Below are 21,181 nucleotides of genomic sequence, written 5' to 3' on the forward strand. Positions count from 1 at the left end.
AGGACTGCGGACGACACATGAGTCACGCCCGTCAGCATGGACGCGACCACTGGCCGATGCGGCAGTACGAGCGGGGGGTCCGCCACGCGTGGTCGCCCCGGGCGCGGGCCGCCGCACACTGGGCGGCCGGCACACCCGCCCTCTCCGTACTGATCGTCTGCGTCGTCATGTGCGTCGACCTCGTCGGCGGGACCGGCAAGGTCTGGCTGCCGCTGCTCGCCGCCGCTCCGGCGCTGGCGGCGGCCACCAGCCGGCCGGTCGGGGTCCTCGGTGTCGGCCTCCCGGCTTCCCTCCTCGGCCCGGCGATCGGCGTCCGGCACGGCATGTCGGCCTCGGAGCTGACCGTCGTGTTCGCCGCGCTGATGACCGTCGCCCTGGCCGGCACGCTCGCCAGCGCCCTGCGGGAACGCCGCGAGCGGGTGCTCGCCGCCGTCCGTTCCGTCGCGGAGACCGCGCAGCACGCCCTGCTCACTCCGGTTCCGGAGACCGTCGGCCCGTTCCAGACGGCGGTCCACTACAGCGCCGCCGCGGCGGAGGCCCGGATCGGCGGGGACCTCTACGCCCTCATCCCCACTCCGTACGGGGTCAGGATGATCGTCGGCGATGTGCGCGGCAAGGGACTGCCGGCCGTGGGGACGGCCGCCCTGGTGCTCGGTGTCTTCCGGGAGGCCGCCTACGACGAGCCCGATCTGCTGGACGTCGTCCGCCGGATCGAACGGAGCCTGGCCCGCAACCTCGGCCACGACGACTTCGTCACCGCCGTGGTCGCCGGCTACCCGGAGCCGGGGCGGCTGGAGGTGGTCAACTGCGGACACGCTCCCCCGCTGCTGGTCCGCGGCACCGAGGTGGTGCCGGTGGACCCCGTCCGTCCGGCGCCGCCCCTGGGGCTGCGCGCCCTGTCGGGCGAGTCCCCCGGCCTTCAGGTGGTGTCCTTCACCGAGGGGGACCAGCTGCTGTTCTACACCGACGGGGTCACCGAGGCCCGCGACGCCGGCCGTGAGTTCTACCCGCTGGCCGAGGGCCTGGCCCGGCACCTGTGCGACGAGCCGGCCCGCACGCTCGCCGCGCTGCACCAGGAACTGCTGGACCACGTGGGCGGCCGGCTGCACGACGACGCGGCGCTGCTCCTGCTGCGCAAGCCCCCCGTCACCGCCGGGGCCGCGGACGCGGGCTCCCCCGTCGTCCTGCCGCTCACGGCGCGCCCGGAACCGGACGCCGGCGGCGCCTTCGACGACCGCGAAGGCGCCGCCTGAGCGGCCGGTCCGTCAGGGCCGCTGGGCGGCGATCATGCGCCGGTACCAGTGGTAGCTGTCCTTCGGGATGCGCCGCTGCGTGTCGTAGTCGACCCGGACGATGCCGAAGCGCTTGTCGTAGCCGAAGGCCCACTCGAAGTTGTCGAGCAGGGACCACACGTAGTAGCCGCGCACGTCCACGCCCGCGTCGATCGCGGCCCGCAGCGCGGTGAGGTGGTCGCGCAGGTACGCCACCCGGCCCGTGTCGTGCACGGCGCCGTCCGCGCTCACCTCGTCGTCCTCGGCGGAGCCGTTCTCGGTGATGTGCACCGGCGGCAGGGCGTCCCCGTACTGCTCCTTCAGGTCCACCAGGAGATCGGTGAAGGTGTCCGGGGCCACCGGCCAGCCCATCGCGGTGTGCCGGACGCCGGGCATCGCCGTCTCGGCGTAGCGGTTGTCGGTCGCCACGCGCAGGGCGGGGTCGCCCTCCCGGTACGGGGCGTCGGCGACGACGATCGGGCGGTAGTAGTTGATGCCGAGGAAGTCCAGCGGCCGGCTGATCAGCTCCAGGTCGCCGTCGCGGCGGAAGTCCTGTCCGGTGATCAGCTCGCCCCAGGTGTCCTCCTCGGTGTCCGGGTAGCGCCCGGCGAGGATCGGCTCCGTCCACACCAGGTTGTGCAGGGTGTCGGCGCGCACGACGGCTTCCCGGTCGGCGGCGGAGTCGGTGGCGGGCAGGTGGTGGTCGAGGTTGAGGGTGATGCCGACCTCGCGGACCCCGGCGGACCGGAGCGCCTGGACGGCGAGCCCGTGGCCGACCAGGAGGTGGTGGGCGGCGGCCAGGGCCCCCCGGCCCTCGCGGGCGCCCGGCGCGTGACGGCCCACGGAGTAGCCGAGGAAGGCGCTGCACCACGGCTCGTTGAGGGTGATCCAGCGGGGCACCCGGTCGCCCAGGCGCTCGGCGACGACGGCCGCGTACTCGGCGAACCGCTCGGCGGTCTCCCGCACCCGCCAGCCGCCCCGGTCCTCCAGCGCCTGCGGGAGGTCCCAGTGGTAGAGGGTGGCGGCGGGCTCGATGCCGGCGGCGAGGAGTTCGTCGACCAGCCGGGAGTAGAAGTCCAGGCCCTTGGGGTTCACCGGGCCGGCGCCGTCGGGCACGATGCGCGGCCAGGCGATCGAGAAGCGGTACGAGCCGACGCCGAGGTCGCGCAGCAGGGCCACGTCCTCGGGGTAGCGGTGGTAGTGGTCGCAGGCGACGTCACCGGTGTCGCCGTTCGCGACCAGGCCGGGGGTGTGGCTGTAGGTGTCCCAGATGGACGGGCCGCGGCCGTCCTCGTACGCCGCGCCCTCGATCTGGTACGAGGCGGTCGCGGCGCCGAAGACGAAGCCGGGCGGGAAACGGGGGAAGTCGCTCATGCGTGTCGGTCCATCTCGGTGTGTGCGGTGGTGATCACTTGACGGAGCCCCCGGTGATGCCGGCGGCGATGTACTTCTGGGCGAGGACGAGCAGGATCGCGGCCGGGACGGCGGAGAGCACGGACGCGGCCATGACCGCGCCCCAGTCTCCGACGTGGGCGCCGATGTACTGGTAGATGCCCAGGGTGATCGGCTTGACGTCGTCGGTGGTGTTCAGGGTGAGCGCGAACATGAAGTCGCTCCACGAGAACAGGAACGCGAACAGGCCGGAGGTGATCAGCGAGTTGCGGCTCATCGGGAGCACCACCCGCAGGAAGACCCGCACCGGACCGGCGCCGTCGATCTCGGCGGCCTCGATGACCTCCCCCGGGATGGACACCATGAAGGAGCGCATCAGGACGATGGAGAACGGGATGCCGAGCGAGGCGTCCGCGAGCATCAGGCCGAAGTAGGAGTTCACCAGGCCCAGGTCGACGTAGGAGTTGTAGAGGGCGTTGGCGATGACGATGCCCGGCACCATCTGGGTGATCAGGGTGCCGAACACGATCGTGCGCGAGCCGCGCAGGCCGAACCGGGCCAGTCCGTAGGCCGCCGGGGCGGAGATCGCCAGGCAGATGGCGACGGCGCCGAACGAGACCAGCAGCGAGGTCAGCAGGTGTCCGCCCTGGTCGCTGAGGGCCTTGGAGAACCCGGAGAGGTCCAGGCCGCCCGGCACCGGGTCGACCTGGAGCAGGCCGGACTCGGGCTGGAGCGCCGTGTTGAGCATCCAGTACAGCGGGAAGAGCATCACGCCCAGGATCAGCACACCGGCGGCGGTGGAGCCCCAGCGGCGCCGGGACGCGGCGGGAGTGTGAGCGGCCATGTCGGTCACTTCCCCTCGGTGCGGTTGGCCCGCAGGTAGAACACCGCGAACACCGCGGAGATGAGGATGAGCACGTTGCCGACGACCGCGCCGGCGCCGAAGTCCAGCTCCACGAAGGAGTTCTGGTAGGTGAGCGTGCCCAGGGTCTGGGTGGCGTCGGCGGGTCCGCCGTCGGTGAGGGCGAGGATCAGGTCGAGGATCTTGACCGTCGACATGAAGCCGAGCACCAGGACGACCGTGATCACCGGCTTGAGCATCGGCAGGGTGACGGAGCGGAAGGTCCGCCAGCCCGAGGCGCCGTCCAGGGAGGCCGCCTCGTACAGCTCCTTGGGGATCTCCTGGAGGCCGCCGTAGAGGATGACCATGTTGAACGGGATGCCGATCCAGATGTTGACCATGATCACCGAGAGCAGCGCCATGTCGGGGCTGGTCAGCCACGGGGTCTGACCGCCCAGGCCCAGGGTGTCCAGGAACGTGTTGAGCACGCCGGTGTCCTGGTCGAGGATGCGGCGCCACACGATGCCGGACACCACCATGGGCACCAGCCAGGGCAGCAGGATCAGCGACCGCAGGACGCCGCCGAGGGGGAACCTGCGGTTGAAGAAGACGGCGAGGGCGAGGCCGATGCAGAACTGGCCGAGCAGGGAGCCGGCGGTGAAGACGAGGGTGTGCCACAGGGCCTTGCCGAACAGGACGTCCTGGAAGACGGACGACCAGTTGTCGGTGCCGTTGAAGGGGGCCTCGCCGGTGAAGAACGTCTTCGGCGTGTAGTGCTGGAAGCTCATCACGACGTTGCGGACGAGCGGGTAGCCGAAGAACAGCAGCATGAAGACGACGGCGGGGGCGACGAAGCCCCACTGGGCGAGTCTGCGGCGCAGTCGCTGCCGGGCCGGGTCCGGCGCTGCGCCCGTCCCGGGGGTCTTCGCGGACACCGGAGCGGTGACGGTGGACGTGGTCATGGGGGCGTACCTCAGTTCCCGCTCGTGGCGCGCCGCTGGGCGCGCTGCAGGGCGGTCTCGCTGGACTGGCCGGTCAGGGCGGACTGGAAGGCGCTCTGCAGGGCGAGCGACACGCCCGACCAGCCGGCGCCGAGCTTGGCGGTGCGGGACCGGGCGGCGGCGACCTGGTCGGCCAGCGCGTCCAGCTCGGGCACCTCCTCGCGCCACTTCGCGGCGGCCTTCTCGTTGGCCGGGACCATCCAGCTGTTCAGGGCGTAGGTGAGCTGTTCCTTCTCGCTCGCCAGACAGGCGACGATCCGGCCGGCCGTCTTCTCGCGTTCGGTGTCGCCGGTGTTGGGCACGGTGAGCACGGCGCCGCCGAGCGGCCCCACCGAGTCGGCGCCCGCCTCGGGGACGGGGATCTGCGCGATCCCCCAATGCAGCGACTTCTTGGTGTTGAGGGTCTCGACCTGCCACGGGCCGTTGATCATCATCGCGGCGTTGCCGGCCATGAACTGGTCGTTCACGTCGGCCTGCGTCCAGTTGACCGTGGACTTGGACAGCGACCCGTCCTGGAGCAGCGCCTTCCAGTAGTCGAGCGCCTCGACGACCCGAGGGCTGTCGAGGTCCGTCTCGTCGCCGCCGTTGGACCACATGAAGGGCGTGAACTGGAAGACGCCGTCCTCGGCGCCGCCCGCGCTGAGCGCCAGGCCGTACCGGTTGCCCTCGGTGAGCTTCTTCGCCGCCTGCCGCAGTTCGTCCCAGGTGGTGGGCACCGCGACGCCCGCCTCGTCCAGGATGTCCTTGTTGTAGAAGAGGGCGAGGGTGTTCACGGAGCGGGCCGCTCCGTAGTACGTGCCCTTGTAGGAGCCGAAGTCGACGATGCCCTCGGGGACGTCGTCGGTGGCGAGGCCCAGGGAGCGCAGGTCGACGAGCCCGCCGGCGTCGGCGAAGGTCGGCATCTCGGAGGCGTCGAACTGCACGATGTCCGGCAGCGACTTCGACGAGGCCATGCGCAGGGCTTTCGTCATCACCTGCGAGGCGGGGACGCTCTGCTGCTCGACGCGCACGCCCAGCTGCTCGCCGCAGCGGGCCATCGCCTCGGCGTCCCAGCGGTGGTAGGTCTCGTCGGTCGAGGAGTTCATCACGGTGTACACGTCGCTGTCGCGCTGCTGTGCGCAGCCGGTCAGCGCCGCTCCGGCGATGAGGACGGAGACGGCGGCGAACGACGTGACGGCTGCGCGCGAACGTCCGCGCGCGCGGTGTGCGGCAACCGGAGGAAGTGCTGTCACGGTGGGTGCCCTTGCGTGGGGACCGGCTCAACGTGCGCTGAGCTGGTGACTCTTTCAGGAGGCTGGTGAAGCGCTTCGACTGATGGCGGCTCTCGCCGAGGTGTTGCCTGGCGCTTCACCGGGTGTAATTTGTTTTGCCTGATTACTAATACGCCAGCGGAAGCCGGTCGCGCTAGCCCCCCAGCGATACGATCTGCTTGTCCCAAGGCGTGACAGGTTCTGCGTCTCCTGTCATAGTTCCTGGTCAGAGGCTTTCTCCCGGGCCTCTGCCGCCCTCCCCCTCCGAGGAAGACCATGAAATTCACTGACGGCTTCTGGCGCATCCGTGACGGTGTGCAGATCTCGTACGCCACCGAAGTGCGCGATGTGCGCCCGGAATCGAAGCGCTTCACCGGCTACGCCGCCGTGAAGAGAGTGACGCGCAGGGGCGACACCCTGAACGCACCGCTGATCACGGTCGAGTGCTTCTCCCCCGCCGAGGGCGTGATCGGCGTGCGGGTCACCCATCACGCGGGCAAGTACCGGCCGGGCCCCGACTTCGCCCTCACCGGGGACGCGGACGGCGCGGGGACGGTACGCCAGGACGGCACCGTCACCGAGCTGACCAGCGGCCCCCTGTCCCTGCGCCTGGACGGGAGCGGTCCCTTCGCGCTCACCTTCCACGACGCGGACGGACGCGAACTGACCCGCGCCGGGGCCAAGAGCACCGCCTTCGCCACCACCGGCGAGGGAGCCCACCACGTACTGAGCCGGCTGTCGCTCGGCGTCGGCGAGCAGGTCTACGGCCTGGGCGAGCGCTTCACCCCGTTCGTCAAGAACGGCCAGACCGTCGACGTCTGGCAGGCCGACGGCGGCACCAGCAGCGAGCAGGCCTACAAGAACGTCCCGTTCTACCTCTCCTCCCGCGGCTACGGCGTCTTCGTCAACCACCCCGGCGCCGTCTCCTTCGAGATCGGCTCCGAATCCGTGGGGCAGGTCCAGTTCAGCGTCGAGGACCAGGCGCTGGAGTACTACGTCGTCGCAGGTCCCACCCCGAAGGACGTCCTCGGCCGCTACACGGCCCTCACCGGACGCCCGGCCCTGCCCCCGGCCTGGTCGTTCGGCCTGTGGCTCAGCACCTCCTTCACCACGTCGTACGACGAGGCGACGGTGACGTCGTTCGTCGACGGCATGGCCGAGCGCGGCATCCCGCTGTCGGTGTTCCACTTCGACTGCTTCTGGATGCGCGAGTACCAGTGGTGCGACTTCCAGTGGGACCCGGACGTCTTCCCCGACCCGGAGGGCATGCTGGCCCGGCTCAAGGAGAAGGGCCTGCGGATCAGCGCCTGGATCAACCCGTACATCGCCCAGAAGTCCCCGCTCTTCGACGAGGCCGCGGCCCTCGGGCACCTGGTGCGCCGTCCGAACGGCGACGTGTGGCAGTGGGACCTGTGGCAGGCCGGCATGGGCCTGGTCGACTTCACCAGCCCCGACGCCCGCGCCTGGTTCCAGTCGAAGCTCAAGCCGCTGCTCGACCAGGGGGTGGACAGCTTCAAGACGGACTTCGGCGAGCGCATCCCCACCGACGTCGTCTGGCACGACGGCTCCGACCCCGAGCGGATGCACAACTACTACACGCACCTGTACAACCGGACGGTGTTCGAGCTACTGGAGAAGGAGCGCGGGCAGGGCGAGGCGGTGCTCTTCGCCCGGTCCGCGACCGCCGGCGGCCAGCAGTACCCGGTGCACTGGGGCGGCGACTGCTGGTCGTCCTTCGAGGCGATGGCCGAGTCGCTGCGCGGCGGTCTGTCCCTGTCGCTGAGCGGGTTCGGCTTCTGGAGCCACGACATCGGCGGCTTCGAGGGCACGCCCGTCCCCGAGGTGTTCAAGCGCTGGCTCGCCTTCGGCCTGCTCTCCTCGCACAGCCGGCTGCACGGCTCCACGTCGTACCGGGTGCCGTGGGAGTTCGGCGACGAGGCGGTCGACGTCGCCCGGCGGTTCACCCTGCTCAAGCACCGCCTGATGCCGTACCTGTACGGCGCCGCCGTCGAGGCCCACCGCGCGGGCGTCCCGGTGATGCGGCCGATGGTGCTGGAGTTCCCGCACGACCCGGCGTGCCGCCCGCTCGACCGCCAGTACATGCTCGGCCCCGACCTGCTGGTCGCGCCGGTGTTCAGCGAGGACGGCGAGGTGGAGGTCTACCTGCCCGGGGGCACCTGGACCCATCTGCTGAGCGGCGAGCGGGTCACCGGCCCGTGCTGGCGCACCGAACGGCACGGCTACGACAGCCTTCCGCTCTACGTCCGTGAGGGCGCCGTGCTGCCGCTGGCCGGCGACGACTCCCGGCCCGACGGCGACTGGCTGGACGCCCCGGTCCTGCTCGTGCACCCCCCGGCCGCGGCCGACTACGCGGCCGAGGTCACCGTGCCGGACACGGCGGGGCTCGCGGCCGCGACGTTCCGGGTCCGGCGGGACGGCGACGCCCTGCGCGTCACCGCGTCCGGGACCGACCGGCCGTTCACGGTGCGCGTGCCCGGTGGCGCCGAGGCACAGGGCTCGGGCGAGGTGACGCTGCCGCTGGGATGACCGGGTCATGTGTCCGGGTGACTGCCCGGGCCGTCGCCGGGACCCGCGAGGGGGGTCGGTGAGAGGACCGAGGGTTCCTCACCGGCCTCCAGCAGGGTGTCCGCCGCGCCCACGATCAGCGGGTCCGGCTTGCCCAGGGCCCCGTGGTCCTTCGCCGGATAGTCGCAGCGGTCGAGGAGGCTGCGCATCGCCTCCAGCCGGCCCCGGCGCTTGTCGTTGTTCTTCACGACCGTCCACGGCGCGTGGGGCGTGTCCGTCGCCCGGAACATCTCGATCTTGGCCTCGGTGTAGTCGTCCCAGCGGTCGAGCGAGGCGAGATCCATCGGCGACAGCTTCCAGCGGCGCACCGGATCGACCTGGCGGATCGCGAACCGGGTCCGCTGCTCGGCCCGGGAGACGGAGAACCAGAACTTCACCAGCATGATGCCGTCGTCGGTGAGCAGCCGCTCGAACAGGGGCGCCTGCTCGAGGAACTGGCGGTACTCGGCGTCCGTGCAGAACCCCATGACCCGCTCGACGCCCGCTCGGTTGTACCAGGAGCGGTCGAAGAAGACGATCTCGCCGCGGGCCGGCAGGTGGGCCACGTAGCGCTGGAAGTACCACTGCCCCGCCTCCCGCTCGGTCGGCTTCTCCAGGGCGACCACGCGGGCGCCGCGGGGGTTGAGGCGTTCCGTGAACCGCTGGATGGTGCCGCCCTTGCCGGCCGCGTCCCGTCCCTCGCAGAGCACGACGACGCGCTGACCGGTGTCCTTCACCCATCGCTGCATCTTCAGCAGCTCGATCTGCAGGATGCGCTTGGTCCTGTCGTACTCCGCCCGCTTGATCCTGCGGTCGTAGGGGTGGTTCTCCCGCCAGGTCTCGATCGGGGTGCCGTCGGCGTCGAGCAGCACGGGCCGCTCCGGGCGCCGGTCGTCCACCTCCAGCCCGTCGAGCAGGTCGCCGCCGTTCGCGCCGGTCCCGGTCTCCGTCCGGCCGTCCTGCGCGTCCGTGTGTTCGGCCGTCACGTCGTCTCCCGCCTCCTTGTGAGTGCGTCACCAAAAGCGTATGCCCGCCGGGCGACATGCGGTGATTCGACCGAGCGTCCGGGGAAGGAACAGGACCGGGCGGAACGCGTGCGCGGGCAGCGCCTTCCGTCCGTGTTCGGGCATCGCATGCAGGCACTGGTACCCAGGCGAAGGGAACGCACGACGTGCAGATCGACCTCGAGGGCCGTACGGCACTGGTCACCGGCTCCACCCAGGGCATCGGTGCGGCGATCGCCACCGGACTGGCGCGGGCGGGCGCCCGGGTCGCGGTCAACGGACGCTCCGCCGAGCGCGTACGGGACAGCGCCGCCACCCTCGAACGGGAGGTGCCCGGCGCCGACGTGGTGCCGGTCACGGCGGACGTGACCACCGGTGCGGGCGCCGAGCAGGTCGCCGAGGCCCTGCCGCGGGTGGACGTCCTCGTCAACAACCTCGGCGTCTTCGGGTCCGCGAACCCGCTGGAGATCACCGACGACGAGTGGCGGCGCTACTTCGAGGTGAACGTCCTGGCCGCGGTGCGGCTGACCCGGCTCTTCCTGCCGGATATGACCGAGCGCGGCTGGGGACGCGTCCAGTACATCGCCAGCGACTCGGCGATCGTCACGCCCGCCGAGATGATCCACTACGGGATGTCCAAGACGGCACTGCTCGCGGTGAGCCGGGGATTCGCCAAACAGGCGGCGGGCACGGGCGTCACGGTGAACTCGGTCATCGCCGGGCCCACCCGCACCGGCGGAGTGGAGGACTTCGTCCACGGACTCGTCGGCCCCGAGCTCCCGTGGGACGAGGCGCAGCGCGCCTTCATGCGCGAGCACCGTCCGCAGTCGCTGCTGCAACGGCTGATCGAGCCGGAGGAGATCGCCCACATGGTCGTCTACCTCAGCTCGGAGCAGGCCTCCGCGACCACGGGCGGGGCACTGCGTGTCGACGGCGGCTACGTGGATTCGATCCTGCCCTGAGGACGTGTCCCGGGAGCGGACGGTGATCAGCGGAGCAGCTGGACGAGGGCGACGGTGCCGATCGTGACGATGAGGGCGCGCAGCACCGCGGGGCTGAATCTGCGGCCGGTCCTCGCTCCGAGCTGGCCGCCCAGGGCGGATCCGGCCGCGATGAGCGCGACGGCCGTCCAGTCGAAGTCGGCGACGAACAGGAAGAAGGCCGCGGCGACCGTGTTGACGATCGCCGCGAGGACGTTCTTGACGGCGTTGAGGCGTTGCAGCGGCTCGTCGATGAACAGGCCCATCAGGGACATGTAGACGATGCCCTGGGCCGCGGAGAAGTAGCCGCCGTAGACGCTGGCCAGGGTCAGGCCGGCGGACAGCGGCCATCCGCCGTCGCGGCGGGGGGAGTGTTTCTTCGCGCGGCGGCTGCGCACCTTCTTGGCGATCAGGGGCTGGAACGCGACGAGGACGAGGGCGAGCCCCACCAGGGTCGGCACGATGGTCTCGAACGCCTCGGCGGGCAGGGCCAGCAGGAGCGTCGCGCCGCAGAGTCCGCCCAGCGCGGCGCCGGCCCCGAGCCTGCGGACGCGCCGGCCCTGGCCGGCGAGTTCCCTGCGGTAGCCGATGGCGCCGCTGACGGAACCCGGGATCAGTCCGAGCGCGTTGGAGACCGTGGCGGTGACGGGGGACAGCCCGGTGGCGAGCAGCACGGGGAAGGTGACCAGCGTCCCCGAGCCGACGACGGCGTTCATGGCGCCGGCGCCGACGCCCGCCGCGAAGACGCCGAGCATCTCCGGCGGCGTCATGCCGTGGCCCCGGTCGCCTCGTCGCCGCCCGGGGGTGCCTGCCGCGGGCCGGGGCCCGAAGAAACGTTCATGGGTGGACGCTAGCCTCCGCGTCCCCGGCGATCACCGAAAGGCCGGGAGATCCTGGCCACACCCGCGTGGGCGCCGCTGCCCTCGGAGGAGGGCCCGGGGCCGTCCGGAACCGCTCCGGCGCGGACACCGGGCCGGGGCCGGCGGGGCCCGGCCCGTCGAAGGAGCGGGCGGCCTCGGCGCGGAGGCGGGGACCCGGGCGGACGCCGGCGCGGGCGTGCTCGGCCGTGACCCGCCCGGCCGGCCCGGCGCGAAGGCCGGAGCCGGCGTACGACAGCACGAAGAAGTGGCCCGGACGTGCTCCCGCACGCCGGGTCCCGCACGCCGGCCCGTCTGCGCGGAACGGGAGTCCGCTCGTCAGACGGCTTCCGGCGGCGGTGCCGTGCTGGCCCGCGGCACCAGTCGGGTCGGGACGAGCGTGGTGCCCCGTTCCGGGCCGCCCCGGCGCATCTTGCTCAGCACCGCCCGCACGCAGAGCCGCCCCACCTCGGCGAAGTCCTGGTGGACGGTGGTCAGCGGGGGGAGGAAGGAGGACGCCTCGGGGATGTCGTCGAAGCCGATCACGCTGACGTCCTCAGGGACGCGCCGGCCGTGTTCGTGCAGGGCGCGCAGCAGGCCCAGCGCCATCTGGTCGTTGGCCGCGAAGACGGCCGTGCACTCGTCCCGGGCCGCGAGTTCGAGACCGGCCCGGTAGCCCGAGTCCGCCGACCAGTCGCCCCGGACGAGGGGCGGCGGCACCCGTCCGGCCTCGACAAGGGCGGCGCGCCAGGCGTCCGTACGGCGCTGCGCGGCGAACGAGTCCTCGGGGCCGCCCAGATGCCACACCGTGCGGTGGCCGAGGCCGAGCAGGTGCTGCACGGCGGCGCGGGTGCCCCCGGCCTGGTCGGTGTCGACGACCGTGTAGTGGTCGCCGGCGTCGGAGTCGACGACCACGACCTGGACGTGCGGGGGGAGCTGGACCATCGCCGCGTCCAGCAGGTGGACCTCCATGATGACGATGACGGCGTCGACGGCGAGTTCCTCCAGCCGGGAGAACGCCCCGCGCACCTCGTCCTGGGTGGGCACGGCGACCGGCAGCAGGGTCACGGCGTAGCCCTCGTGCGCGGCGGAGGTGGCGATCGCCTCCAGGGTGCGGACGTTGCCGGTGGTGGACAGGGTGAAGGTGATGACGCCGATGGTGCGGAACTCGCCGCGTTTGAGGGCGCGGGCCGCGCTGTTGGGCCGGTAGCCGAGCTCCTTCATCGCGGCCAGCACCTGGCGGCGGGTCTCCTCGGTCACTCCCGCGTAGCCGTTGGAGACGCGGGAGACGGTCTGGGACGAGACCCCCGCCAGGCGGGCCACGTCGGCCATGGAGGCCGTGGTCCGGGCGCCCCCCGGGGCGCGCCGCGCGCCGCCGCCGGCCGCGGTGGACCCGGTGGCGGGGCCTGATGCGTTCGCCGGCGTTCTCTCGGCCGTGTCCACTCGCCGTCAGCCGCCTTCCCATCGCTGCCTGCGTCACGGTTTCCCCAGGAAACCCTTGACCGTCCTCAGGAGGGCAGTGTAAACATTCCGCCATCCGATGTTTACGTAAACATAACAGCTCGACGGCGCGCCGCGGTGGTCGATGTTTACGCAAACATCACGTACAGGGGGCATGCCGTCCGGCTCACGCGCCGGGCGGCCGCCGGTCCGGAACGGTGACGAGCGAGGAACGACATGACGACGCTGCAACCGCCGGTGGACGCCGAGCCGAGGCCGGCGCCTCCCCCGGCGAGACGGGACCGCCGTTCCTGGACGGGGTGGGGCTTCATCGGCCCCTTCGTGGCCGTGTTCGCCCTGGTCTTCCTGGCGCCGATCGCGTACTCGGTCTACTTGAGCCTCTTCCGCGACCAGCTCATCGGCGGGACCACCTTCGTCGGCCTCGACAACTACGAACAGGCGCTCAAGGACGACCGGTTCTGGGCGGCCCTCGGCCGGGTCTCGCTCTTCCTGTGCGTCCAGGTGCCGATCATGCTCGGCATCGCGCTGCTGGTGGCGCTGGCCCTGGACAGCGGCCGGCTCTACGGCAAGAACTTCTTCCGCATCACGATCTTCCTGCCGTACGCGGTGCCCGCCGTGGTCGCCACCCTCATGTGGGGCTTCATGTACGGCACGAAGTACGGCCTGGTCGGCGACGTCAACGGGGCGTTCGGCGTCTCGCTGCCCGACCCGCTCTCCCCCGACCTGGTGCTGGCGTCCATCGGCAACATCGTCACCTGGGAGTTCGTCGGCTACAACATGCTGATCTTCTACTCGGCGCTGCGGGTCATCCCGAACTCGCTGTACGAGGCGGCGGAGATCGACGGCGCCGGACAGGTCCGCGTGATCACCGCGATCAAGCTGCCCGCGATCCGGGGCGCCCTGGTCATCGCGACGATCTTCTCCATCATCGGCAGCTTCCAGCTGTTCAACGAGCCGAACATCCTGCGCCCGCTCGCCCGCAACGCCCTCACCACCGACTACACGCCGAACTTCTACACCTACTCGCTGTCCTTCAACGGCCAGCAGCACAACTACTCCGCGACGGTGGCCATCATCATGGGCCTGATCACGATGGTGATCGCCTACGTCGTGCAGCTGCGCGGCATGCGCAAGGGAGCGTGACCCGATGAGCAGCCCTCTCACCACCGCCGCCCCGGCCGCACCCGCCAGGACCTCCGGCTCCGGCCGCGGCGCGCCACGGCTGCGCGGAACACGCAGGCACTCCGTCGACAAGCCCCGGCGCAGCGTGCTGCTGACCGTGCTGACCTCCCTGGTCGTCCTCTACACCGTCGTGCCGCTGGTCTGGCTGGTCGTCAACGCCACCAAGACGCAGGCGGGTCTGGCCGACTCGGCCGGGATGTGGTTCGCCGACGACTTCGCGCTGTGGGACAACATCCGCTCCACGTTCACCTACCACGACGGCGTGTTCACGCGCTGGCTGCTGAACACGCTGCTGTACGTGGTGCTGGGCGCCGGCGGGGCCACCCTCCTCGCGGTCCTCGGCGGTTACGCGCTGGCGAAGTTCGACTTCCCCGGCAAGCGCGGCGTCTTCGCCACGGTCATCGGCGCGGTGGCGGTGCCCGGCACGGCCCTCGCGGTGCCCACCTTCCTGATGTTCAGCGAGATGGGCCTGACCGACACGCCGTGGGCGGTGATCATCCCCTCGCTGGTCTCGCCGTTCGGCCTGTACCTGATGTGGGTGTTCGCCACCGAGGCCATCCCCACCGAGCTCCTCGAGGCCGCCCGCATCGACGGGGCCGGCGAGGCGCGCACCTTCTTCACCGTCGCCCTCCCGCTGCTCGCCCCCGGCACCGTGACCGTGCTGCTGTTCACCACGGTCGCCACCTGGAACAACTACTTCCTGCCGCTGATCATGCTCAAGGACCCGGACTGGTACCCGCTGACGCTCGGTCTGAGCGCGTGGAACTCCCAGGCCGAGACCGTCGGCGGCGAGGTCGTCTTCAACCTGGTGATCACCGGTTCGCTGCTCACCATCCTGCCGCTCATCGCCGCGTTCCTGCTGCTCCAGAAGTACTGGCAGTCGGGTCTCGCCGCGGGCAGCGTCAAGGAGTGACGCGCGGCTCCCCGGCGGCCCCTCAGCCCCGTCCACGAAGAACCCGTCCCGCCCACGAAGAAGTGGAAGCACCCTCATGCGCAGAAACACCGGCCGCCTGCTGCGCGGCATCGCCCTTCTGTCCGCCGTCGCCCTGGGCGCCACCGCCTGCGGCGGCTCCGACGACGGCTCCACCGACGAGGCGGTCTCCGCCTCGGACGTCCAGGCGGCCCTGAAGAAGGGCGGCACGGTGACGGTGTGGTCCTGGGAGCCCACGCTGAAGACGGTCGCCGCCGACTTCGAGAAGAAGTACCCGAAGGTCAAGATCAACCTCGTCAGCGAGCGGTCGGGCGACAAGCACTACACCGCGCTGTCGAACGCGATGTCGGCCGAGAAGGGCGTCCCGGACGTCGCGCAGGTCGAGTACTTCGCGGTGAACCAGTACGCCCTCGGCAAGGGCCTCACCGACCTGGCCCCCTTCGGCGCCGACAAGCTGGCCTCCACGTACACGCCCGGCCCGTGGAACGCCGTGAGCGAGGGCGAGGCGGTCTACGGCCTGCCGATGGACTCCGGCCCGATGGCGATGTTCTACAACAAGAAGGTCTTCGACAAGCACAAGATCGCCGTCCCGACCACCTGGGACGAGTACGTCGACGCCGCGCGCAAGCTGCACAAGGCCGACCCCAAGGTCTACATCGCCAACGACGCCGGCGACGCCGGCTTCACCACCAGCCTGCTGTGGCAGGCCGGCTCGCGTCCGTACAAGGTCGACGGCACCAACGTGAAGATCGACTTCAGCGACGCGAAGGCCAGGAAGTACACGGACACCTGGCAGAAGCTCATCGACGAGAAGCTCCTCGCCCCGGTCAACGGCTGGACCGACGAGTGGTACAAGGGCCTGGGCGACGGCACCATCGCCACCCTGACCACCGGTGCCTGGATGCCCGCCAACTTCGTCAGCGGCGTGCCGAACGCGGCCGGCGACTGGCGCGCGGCCCCGATGCCGGCCTGGACGAAGGGCGACAAGGCCAGCGCGGAGAACGGCGGCAGCTCGCTGACCCTGCCCTCGCTCGGCAGGAACAAGGCACTCGCCTACGCCTTCGTGGAGTACGCGAACTCCGGTGACGGCGTCCAAACCCGCGTCGAGCAGGGCGCCTTCCCGGCCACCAAGGCGGAGCTGCAGTCCGCCGACTTCCAGAGCACCAAGTTCGACTACCTCGGCGGCCAGGAAGCCAACAAGATCTTCGCCGAGTCCGCCGCGAACGTCGCCAGCGACTGGTCGTACCTGCCGTTCCAGCAGTACGCCCACTCGGTCTTCAACGACACGGTCGGCAAGGCCTACGTCTCGGACACCACGCTCGCGGACGGTCTGAAGGCCTGGCAGGACGCCTCGGTGAAGTACGCCGAGGAGCAGGGCTTCACCGTCGAGAAGTAGGACGGCACCAGACGCAGGGCGGCGCGGGCGGACTCCGCGCCGCCCCCGTGCACCACACCTCGGAAGGACCGCCATGATCTCCACCCTCCTGTCCCGCACGGGCGGGGCGGACGGTGACCCCGCCCCCCGTCTCGTCTACGGCGCCGACTACAACCCCGAGCAGTGGCCCCGCACCGTGTGGGAGGAGGACGTCCGGCTGATGCGGGAGGCCGGCGTGAACCTCGTGTCCGTGGGGATCTTCTCCTGGGCCCGGCTGCAACCGGCCGAGGACACCTGGGACTTCGCCTGGCTCGACGAGGTGATGGACCTGCTGCACGAGGGCGGCGTCGGCGTCGACCTCGCCACCGCCACCGCCTCCCCGCCGCCCTGGCTCACCACGGCCCACCCGGAGATCCTGCCGGTCACGGCCACCGGCGAGACACTGTGGCCGGGTGCGCGCCAGCACTGGCGTCCCACCTCGCCCGTCTTCCGCCGGTACGCGCTGCGCCTGGTCCGGGAGCTGGCGACCCGCTACGCCGGTCATCCGGCGCTCGTCGCCTGGCACGTCAACAACGAACTGGGCTGCCACAACGTCTACGACTACTCCGACGACGCGGCCCGCGCCTTCCGCGACTGGCTGCGCGCCCGCTACACCACGGTGGAGGCCCTCAACCACGCCTGGGGCACGGCGTTCTGGTCGCAGCGCTACAGCGACTGGGAGCAGGTCCTGCCGCCGCGGCTGGCCGCCTCCCACCCCAATCCCACCCAGCAGCTGGACTTCAAGCGGTTCTCCTCGGACGCGCTGAAGGAGCACCTGCGCGCCGAGCGGGAGATCCTGCGGGAGCTCACGCCGGACGTCCCCGTCACCACCAACTTCATGGTGATGGGCAACACCAAGGGGATGAACTACCCCGACTGGGCCGACGAGATCGACTTCGTCTCCAACGACCACTACGTCCACCCCGGCCCGCAGGACCGCGACGAGCTGTCCTTCTCCGCCAACCTCACCAGCGGCATCTCCGGCGGGCGTCCCTGGTTCCTGATGGAGCACTCCACCAGTGCCGTCAACTGGCAGCCCGTCAACGTGGCCAAGCGGCCCGGCGACCTGGCCCGCGACTCGCTGCTGCACGTCGCCCACGGCGCCGACGCGGTGTGCTTCTTCCAGTGGCGGCAGTCGGCGGCGGGCGCCGAGAAGTACCACTCGGCGATGGTCCCGCACGCCGGCGCGGACAGCGAGCTGTTCCGCGCGGTCACCGCACTCGGCGCGACCCTGAAGGCGCTCGCCCCGATCGCCGGGTCCGAACGGGAGCCCGCCCGGGTCGGCATCCTCTACGACTGGGAGTCGTGGTGGGCGAGCGAGCAGGACTCCCACCCCACCTCCCTGCTCGACTACCGGCAGGAGGCGCTCGACTGGTACTCGGCGCTCCTCGCCCTCGGCATCCGAGCCGACCTCGTCACCACCCGGTCCGACCTGCACCGCCACCGGGTGCTGATCGCCCCCGTGCTGCACCTGGTCCCCGCCGACCTGGCGAAGACCCTCACCCGGTACGCCGAACAGGGCGGCCATCTGATCACCACGTACTTCTCCGGTGTCGTCGACGAGCACGACCACGTCTGGCTCGGCGGCTATCCGGGCGCCCTGCGGGATCTGCTCGGCATCCGCATCGAGGAGTTCGGGCCGCTGCTCGCCGGTGACGGCGTGGAGCTCGACGACGGCACGACCGGCACCCTGTGGACCGACCGGATCACCGTGACCGGGGCCGGGACCGAGGTCCTGGCCCGCTACCGCACCGGCGAGCAGGCGGGCAGGCCCGCCGTCACCCGGCGTCCGACGGGCGGGGGTTCCGCCACGTACGTCTCCACCCGGCTCGGCGTCGAGGGGCTCACCTCGCTGCTGCCGCGGCTGCTGGGGCCGGCCGGGGTGGAGAGCGAACTCCCGGCCGAGGTACGGGGACCGGTCGAGCCGGTCGTACGCCGGGACGCCGAGAACCGGTTCCTGTTCCTGGTGAACCGGACCGACGGCACCGTCCCGGTGCACGGCCTCGACGGGGAGGTGCTCGTCGGCGCCACCGGCGCCGACGGCGCCCTCACGCTCGGCCCCCGCGAGGTCGCCGTACTGCGGCAGCCCGCCGTCTGACACCCCCACGACTCCCCGGAACGGCACGCACCCGTTCCGGGGGCCGCCCCTCCTGTCGGCCGCCGGCACGGCGGGAGGGTCCACCGAAGCGCGACCACACCTCACTGTTGGGAGCACACCGATGGCACGCCGCACCCGCAACAGACGGCTCCTCACGGCCGCCGGGCTCACCGCAGCCCTGGCCGCCGGGGCCGCCCTGGTCCCCGGGCCGACGTCCGCCGCCCAGGCCGCGGACCTCCCCTCCGTCACCGTCCGGCCCGACCCCTCCTACCAGCAGGAGGAGTTCGAGGGCTGGGGCACCAGCCTCGTCTGGTTCGCCAACGCCACCGGCGACTACCCGCCCCAGATCCGCGAGAAGCTCGCGCGGCTGCTGTTCGGCGACGACGGCCTCGCCCTGAACATCGCCCGGTACAACATCGGCGGCGGCAACGCCCCGGACGTGAAGGACTACCTGCGGGCCGGCGGCGCGGTCGAGGGCTGGTGGAAGGCTCCCGCGGGCACCACCCGCGAGGACACCGACTGGTGGGACGCCGAGGACCCCGCCGACTGGAACGAGGACGCCGACGCCACCCAGCGCTGGTGGGTGGACCGCATCAAGAAGGACATCACCCACTGGGAGACCTTCAGCAACTCCCCGCCCTGGTTCATGACGGTCAGCGGCTACGTGTCCGGTGGGTTCGACGCCGGCGCCGACCAGTTGAAGACCGAGTCGGTCGACGACTTCGCCGCCTACCTGGCGGGCGCCACCAAGCGGCTGGAGAAGGCGCACGGCATCGAGGTCGACACCGTCGACCCCTTCAACGAGCCGAACACCACCTACTGGAGCACCCGCCTCGGCGCGGACGGCGAACCCGTCGGCGGACGTCAGGAAGGCGCCCACATCGGCCCCGGGCTCCAGGAGAAGGTGCTCCACGCGCTCGCCCCGGCGCTGAAGAAGGCGAAGACCAAGGCAGAGATCTCCGCCATGGACGAGACCAACCCGTCGGTCTTCGCGCAGAACTGGAACGCCTATTCGCCCGAGACGCGCGACCTCGTCGGCCAGATGAACGTCCACACCTACGGCACCGGTCAGCGCACCACCGTGCGCGACATCGCCAAGGCCGAGGACAAGCGGCTGTGGATGAGCGAGGTCGAGGGCGACTGGGGCGACGGACAGAGCTTCACGGACATGCGCCCCGGTCTCGGCCTCGCCCAGCGCATCGTCGACGACCTGCGTGAACTGGAGCCGCGCGCCTGGGTGTTCTGGCAGCCCGTCGAGGACTACGACAACATGAAGCCCGGCGGCGAGTCCGCCGGGGGCGGCAACTGGGGCGAGATCCAGCTCCCCTTCGGCTGCACCTCCGAGGACACTCTCGAGACCTGCCCCATCCGCACCAACACCAAGTTCGACACCGCCCGCAACTTCACCCACTTCATCAAGCCGGGCGACCGGCTGATCAAGGTGGACGACACCTCCAGCGCGGCGGCGGTGACGAAGAACGGCAAGGGCGCCTCGCTCGTCCACGTCAACAGCACCACCGAGGTCCGCAACGTCACCGTCGACCTGTCCAGGTTCCGCACCGTCAGCCGCAACGCGACCGTCACCCCCGTGGTGACCAGCGCCGACGGCAAGCTGGAGCGGCACCGGGCCGTCAAGGTCACCGACCGCGCGGCCACCTTCGCCGTGCCCGCCCAGTCGGTGACGTCCTTCGAGATCAAGGGCGTCTCCGGCGTCGCGGAGGACGCCCCGCTGCTGCGCAAGGGGCACACCTACACCCTCACCGGCGTGCAGAGCGGCAAGGCGGTCACCGTCGCGGACGGCGGCACGAACCTCGTGATCGGCTCCGGTGACGGCCCGGCCGCCCAGCGGTGGCGGCTGAGCGCGGTGCGTCCCGACGACGGCGTGCGGGAGCGTTACGAGTTCACCAGTGCGGTGGACGGCAGGCGTCTCGCCGTACGGGACGACGTACCGGTGGTGGAGCCCGACACCGGAAAGCGGGACCCGGCCGCCGAGTGGATCATGTCGACCACGGGCGACGGCACCTGGACCCTGGTCAACGCGGCCACCGGGCGACTCCTCGAGGTCGGCGGACAGGCCACGCACGAGGGCGCCGCGGTCACGACGTGGCAGCCCAACTCCGGTTCCAACCAGCGCTGGACGGTCACCGACGTCACGGACTGACCGGTCCGTCCCACCCGGCCGCACCACCGCCCCGTGGTGCGGCCGGTCCGCTTCCACGACACCCTGGAGAACCCGTGGCACAGGACGACGCCGCCGAGCGCGAGGTACGCCGCCGCATGGCGGCCCACGAGCTGTACACCGACTCGGCGCCCGGCCTCGACCGCCTCGAGGAGGAGCGGCTGCGCGGCAAGGAGATCGCCGCCGAGTACAACGCCACCGGCCCGCGCGACGAGGAGGCCCGCCGCGCCCTGCTGGACGGACTGCTCGGCTCGGTGGGCCGTGGCGTGTGGATCGAACCGCCGCTGTACGTCGCCTACGGCCGGCACGTGCACCTCGGCGACGACGTGTACGTCAACTTCGGCCTGACCCTGGTCGACGACGTCGAGGTCTTCGTCGGCGACCGCGTGATGTTCGCGCCCCACGTGACCGTCAGCACCACCGGCCATCCGGTCCACCCGGAACTGCGCCGGGACGGCAGCCAGTTCTCGGCGCCGGTGCGCATCGAGGACGACGTGTGGATCGGGGCCGGCGCGGTGGTCCTGCCCGGGGTGACCGTCGGGCGGGGCTCGGTCGTCGGCGCGGGCAGTGTGGTGAGCGCCGACGTGCCGCCGATGACGGTCGTCGCCGGAACCCCGGCCCGCGTCCTGCGGCCGATCACCGACGCGGACCGGGAATGGAGCTACCGGCCGCCCCGTACCGCGCGGGCCTGAGCGCGTTCCGCCACCGCCGTCCGGGCGTGCGGCCAGGAGCGGACGGTTCGCCGGACGCGCGTG

General features: G+C 71.3%; 16 protein-coding genes. 9 read left to right on the top strand and 7 right to left on the bottom strand.

The window, feature by feature from the left end:
• Positions 1–17: 17 nt before the first annotated feature.
• Positions 18–1,253 carry a PP2C family protein-serine/threonine phosphatase gene (locus ACZ8ZB_RS01930; RefSeq protein ID WP_470735972.1) on the top strand — a complete coding sequence of 412 codons (1,236 nt, stop codon included), beginning with the start codon at positions 18–20 and terminating at the stop codon, positions 1,251–1,253.
• Positions 1,254–1,265: 12 nt separating this feature from the next.
• Here the strand turns inward: ACZ8ZB_RS01930 and ACZ8ZB_RS01935 are convergent, their stop codons facing one another.
• The 4 genes from ACZ8ZB_RS01935 to ACZ8ZB_RS01950 are packed head-to-tail and all read right to left on the bottom strand — an operon-like array spanning position 1,266 to position 5,737.
• Positions 1,266–2,645, bottom strand: coding sequence for a GH1 family beta-glucosidase (locus ACZ8ZB_RS01935; protein ID WP_470735973.1), 1,380 nt, complete (start codon positions 2,643–2,645; stop codon positions 1,266–1,268).
• 34 nt (positions 2,646–2,679) lie between these two features.
• Complete coding sequence (locus ACZ8ZB_RS01940; RefSeq protein ID WP_470735974.1) at positions 2,680–3,507, bottom strand: carbohydrate ABC transporter permease; 828 nt, start codon at positions 3,505–3,507, stop codon at positions 2,680–2,682.
• A gap of 5 nt (positions 3,508–3,512) precedes the next feature.
• Positions 3,513–4,466 (bottom strand): carbohydrate ABC transporter permease, encoded by a 954-nt coding sequence (locus ACZ8ZB_RS01945; RefSeq protein ID WP_470735975.1) that lies wholly within the window; start codon positions 4,464–4,466, stop codon positions 3,513–3,515.
• 11 nt (positions 4,467–4,477) lie between these two features.
• The gene (locus ACZ8ZB_RS01950) at positions 4,478–5,737 is read right to left on the bottom strand and encodes an ABC transporter substrate-binding protein (RefSeq protein ID WP_470735976.1); all 1,260 of its coding nucleotides are present in this window, start codon (positions 5,735–5,737) and stop codon (positions 4,478–4,480) included.
• Between the two features lie 294 nt (positions 5,738–6,031).
• Here ACZ8ZB_RS01950 and yicI point away from each other — a divergent pair, with 294 nt between their 5' ends.
• Positions 6,032–8,302, top strand: coding sequence for an alpha-xylosidase (gene yicI, locus ACZ8ZB_RS01955; RefSeq protein WP_470735977.1), 2,271 nt, complete (start codon positions 6,032–6,034; stop codon positions 8,300–8,302).
• Between the two features lie 5 nt (positions 8,303–8,307).
• On the opposite strand, the gene ppk2 is transcribed toward yicI, so the two are convergent.
• A complete protein-coding gene (gene ppk2 / locus ACZ8ZB_RS01960; RefSeq protein ID WP_470735978.1) occupies positions 8,308–9,306 on the bottom strand; it encodes a polyphosphate kinase 2 in 999 nt (332 codons plus the stop codon).
• A 185-nt stretch (positions 9,307–9,491) separates the two neighbouring features.
• Between ppk2 and ACZ8ZB_RS01965 the strand changes: the two genes are divergently transcribed.
• The gene (locus ACZ8ZB_RS01965; protein ID WP_470735979.1) at positions 9,492–10,286 is read left to right on the top strand and encodes an SDR family NAD(P)-dependent oxidoreductase; all 795 of its coding nucleotides are present in this window, start codon (positions 9,492–9,494) and stop codon (positions 10,284–10,286) included.
• Positions 10,287–10,312: 26 nt separating this feature from the next.
• On the opposite strand, the gene ACZ8ZB_RS01970 is transcribed toward ACZ8ZB_RS01965, so the two are convergent.
• Positions 10,313–11,074 carry a sulfite exporter TauE/SafE family protein gene (locus ACZ8ZB_RS01970; protein WP_470735980.1) on the bottom strand — a complete coding sequence of 254 codons (762 nt, stop codon included), beginning with the start codon at positions 11,072–11,074 and terminating at the stop codon, positions 10,313–10,315.
• A 426-nt stretch (positions 11,075–11,500) separates the two neighbouring features.
• Positions 11,501–12,493, bottom strand: a complete 993-nt coding sequence (locus tag ACZ8ZB_RS01975; protein WP_470735981.1) for a LacI family DNA-binding transcriptional regulator — start codon at positions 12,491–12,493, stop codon at positions 11,501–11,503.
• Positions 12,494–12,838: 345 nt separating this feature from the next.
• Between ACZ8ZB_RS01975 and ACZ8ZB_RS01980 the strand changes: the two genes are divergently transcribed.
• From ACZ8ZB_RS01980 to ACZ8ZB_RS02005, 6 genes are all read left to right on the top strand, one after another.
• Entirely contained in the window at positions 12,839–13,765 is a 927-nt protein-coding gene (locus ACZ8ZB_RS01980) for a carbohydrate ABC transporter permease (protein WP_470735982.1), read from the top strand.
• Between the two features lie 4 nt (positions 13,766–13,769).
• The gene (locus ACZ8ZB_RS01985) at positions 13,770–14,717 is read left to right on the top strand and encodes a carbohydrate ABC transporter permease (protein ID WP_470735983.1); all 948 of its coding nucleotides are present in this window, start codon (positions 13,770–13,772) and stop codon (positions 14,715–14,717) included.
• 76 nt (positions 14,718–14,793) lie between these two features.
• Complete coding sequence (locus ACZ8ZB_RS01990) at positions 14,794–16,131, top strand: ABC transporter substrate-binding protein (protein WP_470735984.1); 1,338 nt, start codon at positions 14,794–14,796, stop codon at positions 16,129–16,131.
• Positions 16,132–16,204: 73 nt separating this feature from the next.
• Complete coding sequence (locus ACZ8ZB_RS01995) at positions 16,205–18,247, top strand: beta-galactosidase (RefSeq protein WP_470735985.1); 2,043 nt, start codon at positions 16,205–16,207, stop codon at positions 18,245–18,247.
• 121 nt (positions 18,248–18,368) lie between these two features.
• The gene (locus tag ACZ8ZB_RS02000; RefSeq protein ID WP_470735986.1) at positions 18,369–20,408 is read left to right on the top strand and encodes an RICIN domain-containing protein; all 2,040 of its coding nucleotides are present in this window, start codon (positions 18,369–18,371) and stop codon (positions 20,406–20,408) included.
• A 116-nt stretch (positions 20,409–20,524) separates the two neighbouring features.
• Entirely contained in the window at positions 20,525–21,118 is a 594-nt protein-coding gene (locus ACZ8ZB_RS02005; protein WP_470741400.1) for a sugar O-acetyltransferase, read from the top strand.
• Positions 21,119–21,181 lie beyond the last annotated feature (63 nt).

It is taken from the genome of Streptomyces sp. 12E, assembly GCF_055633275.1.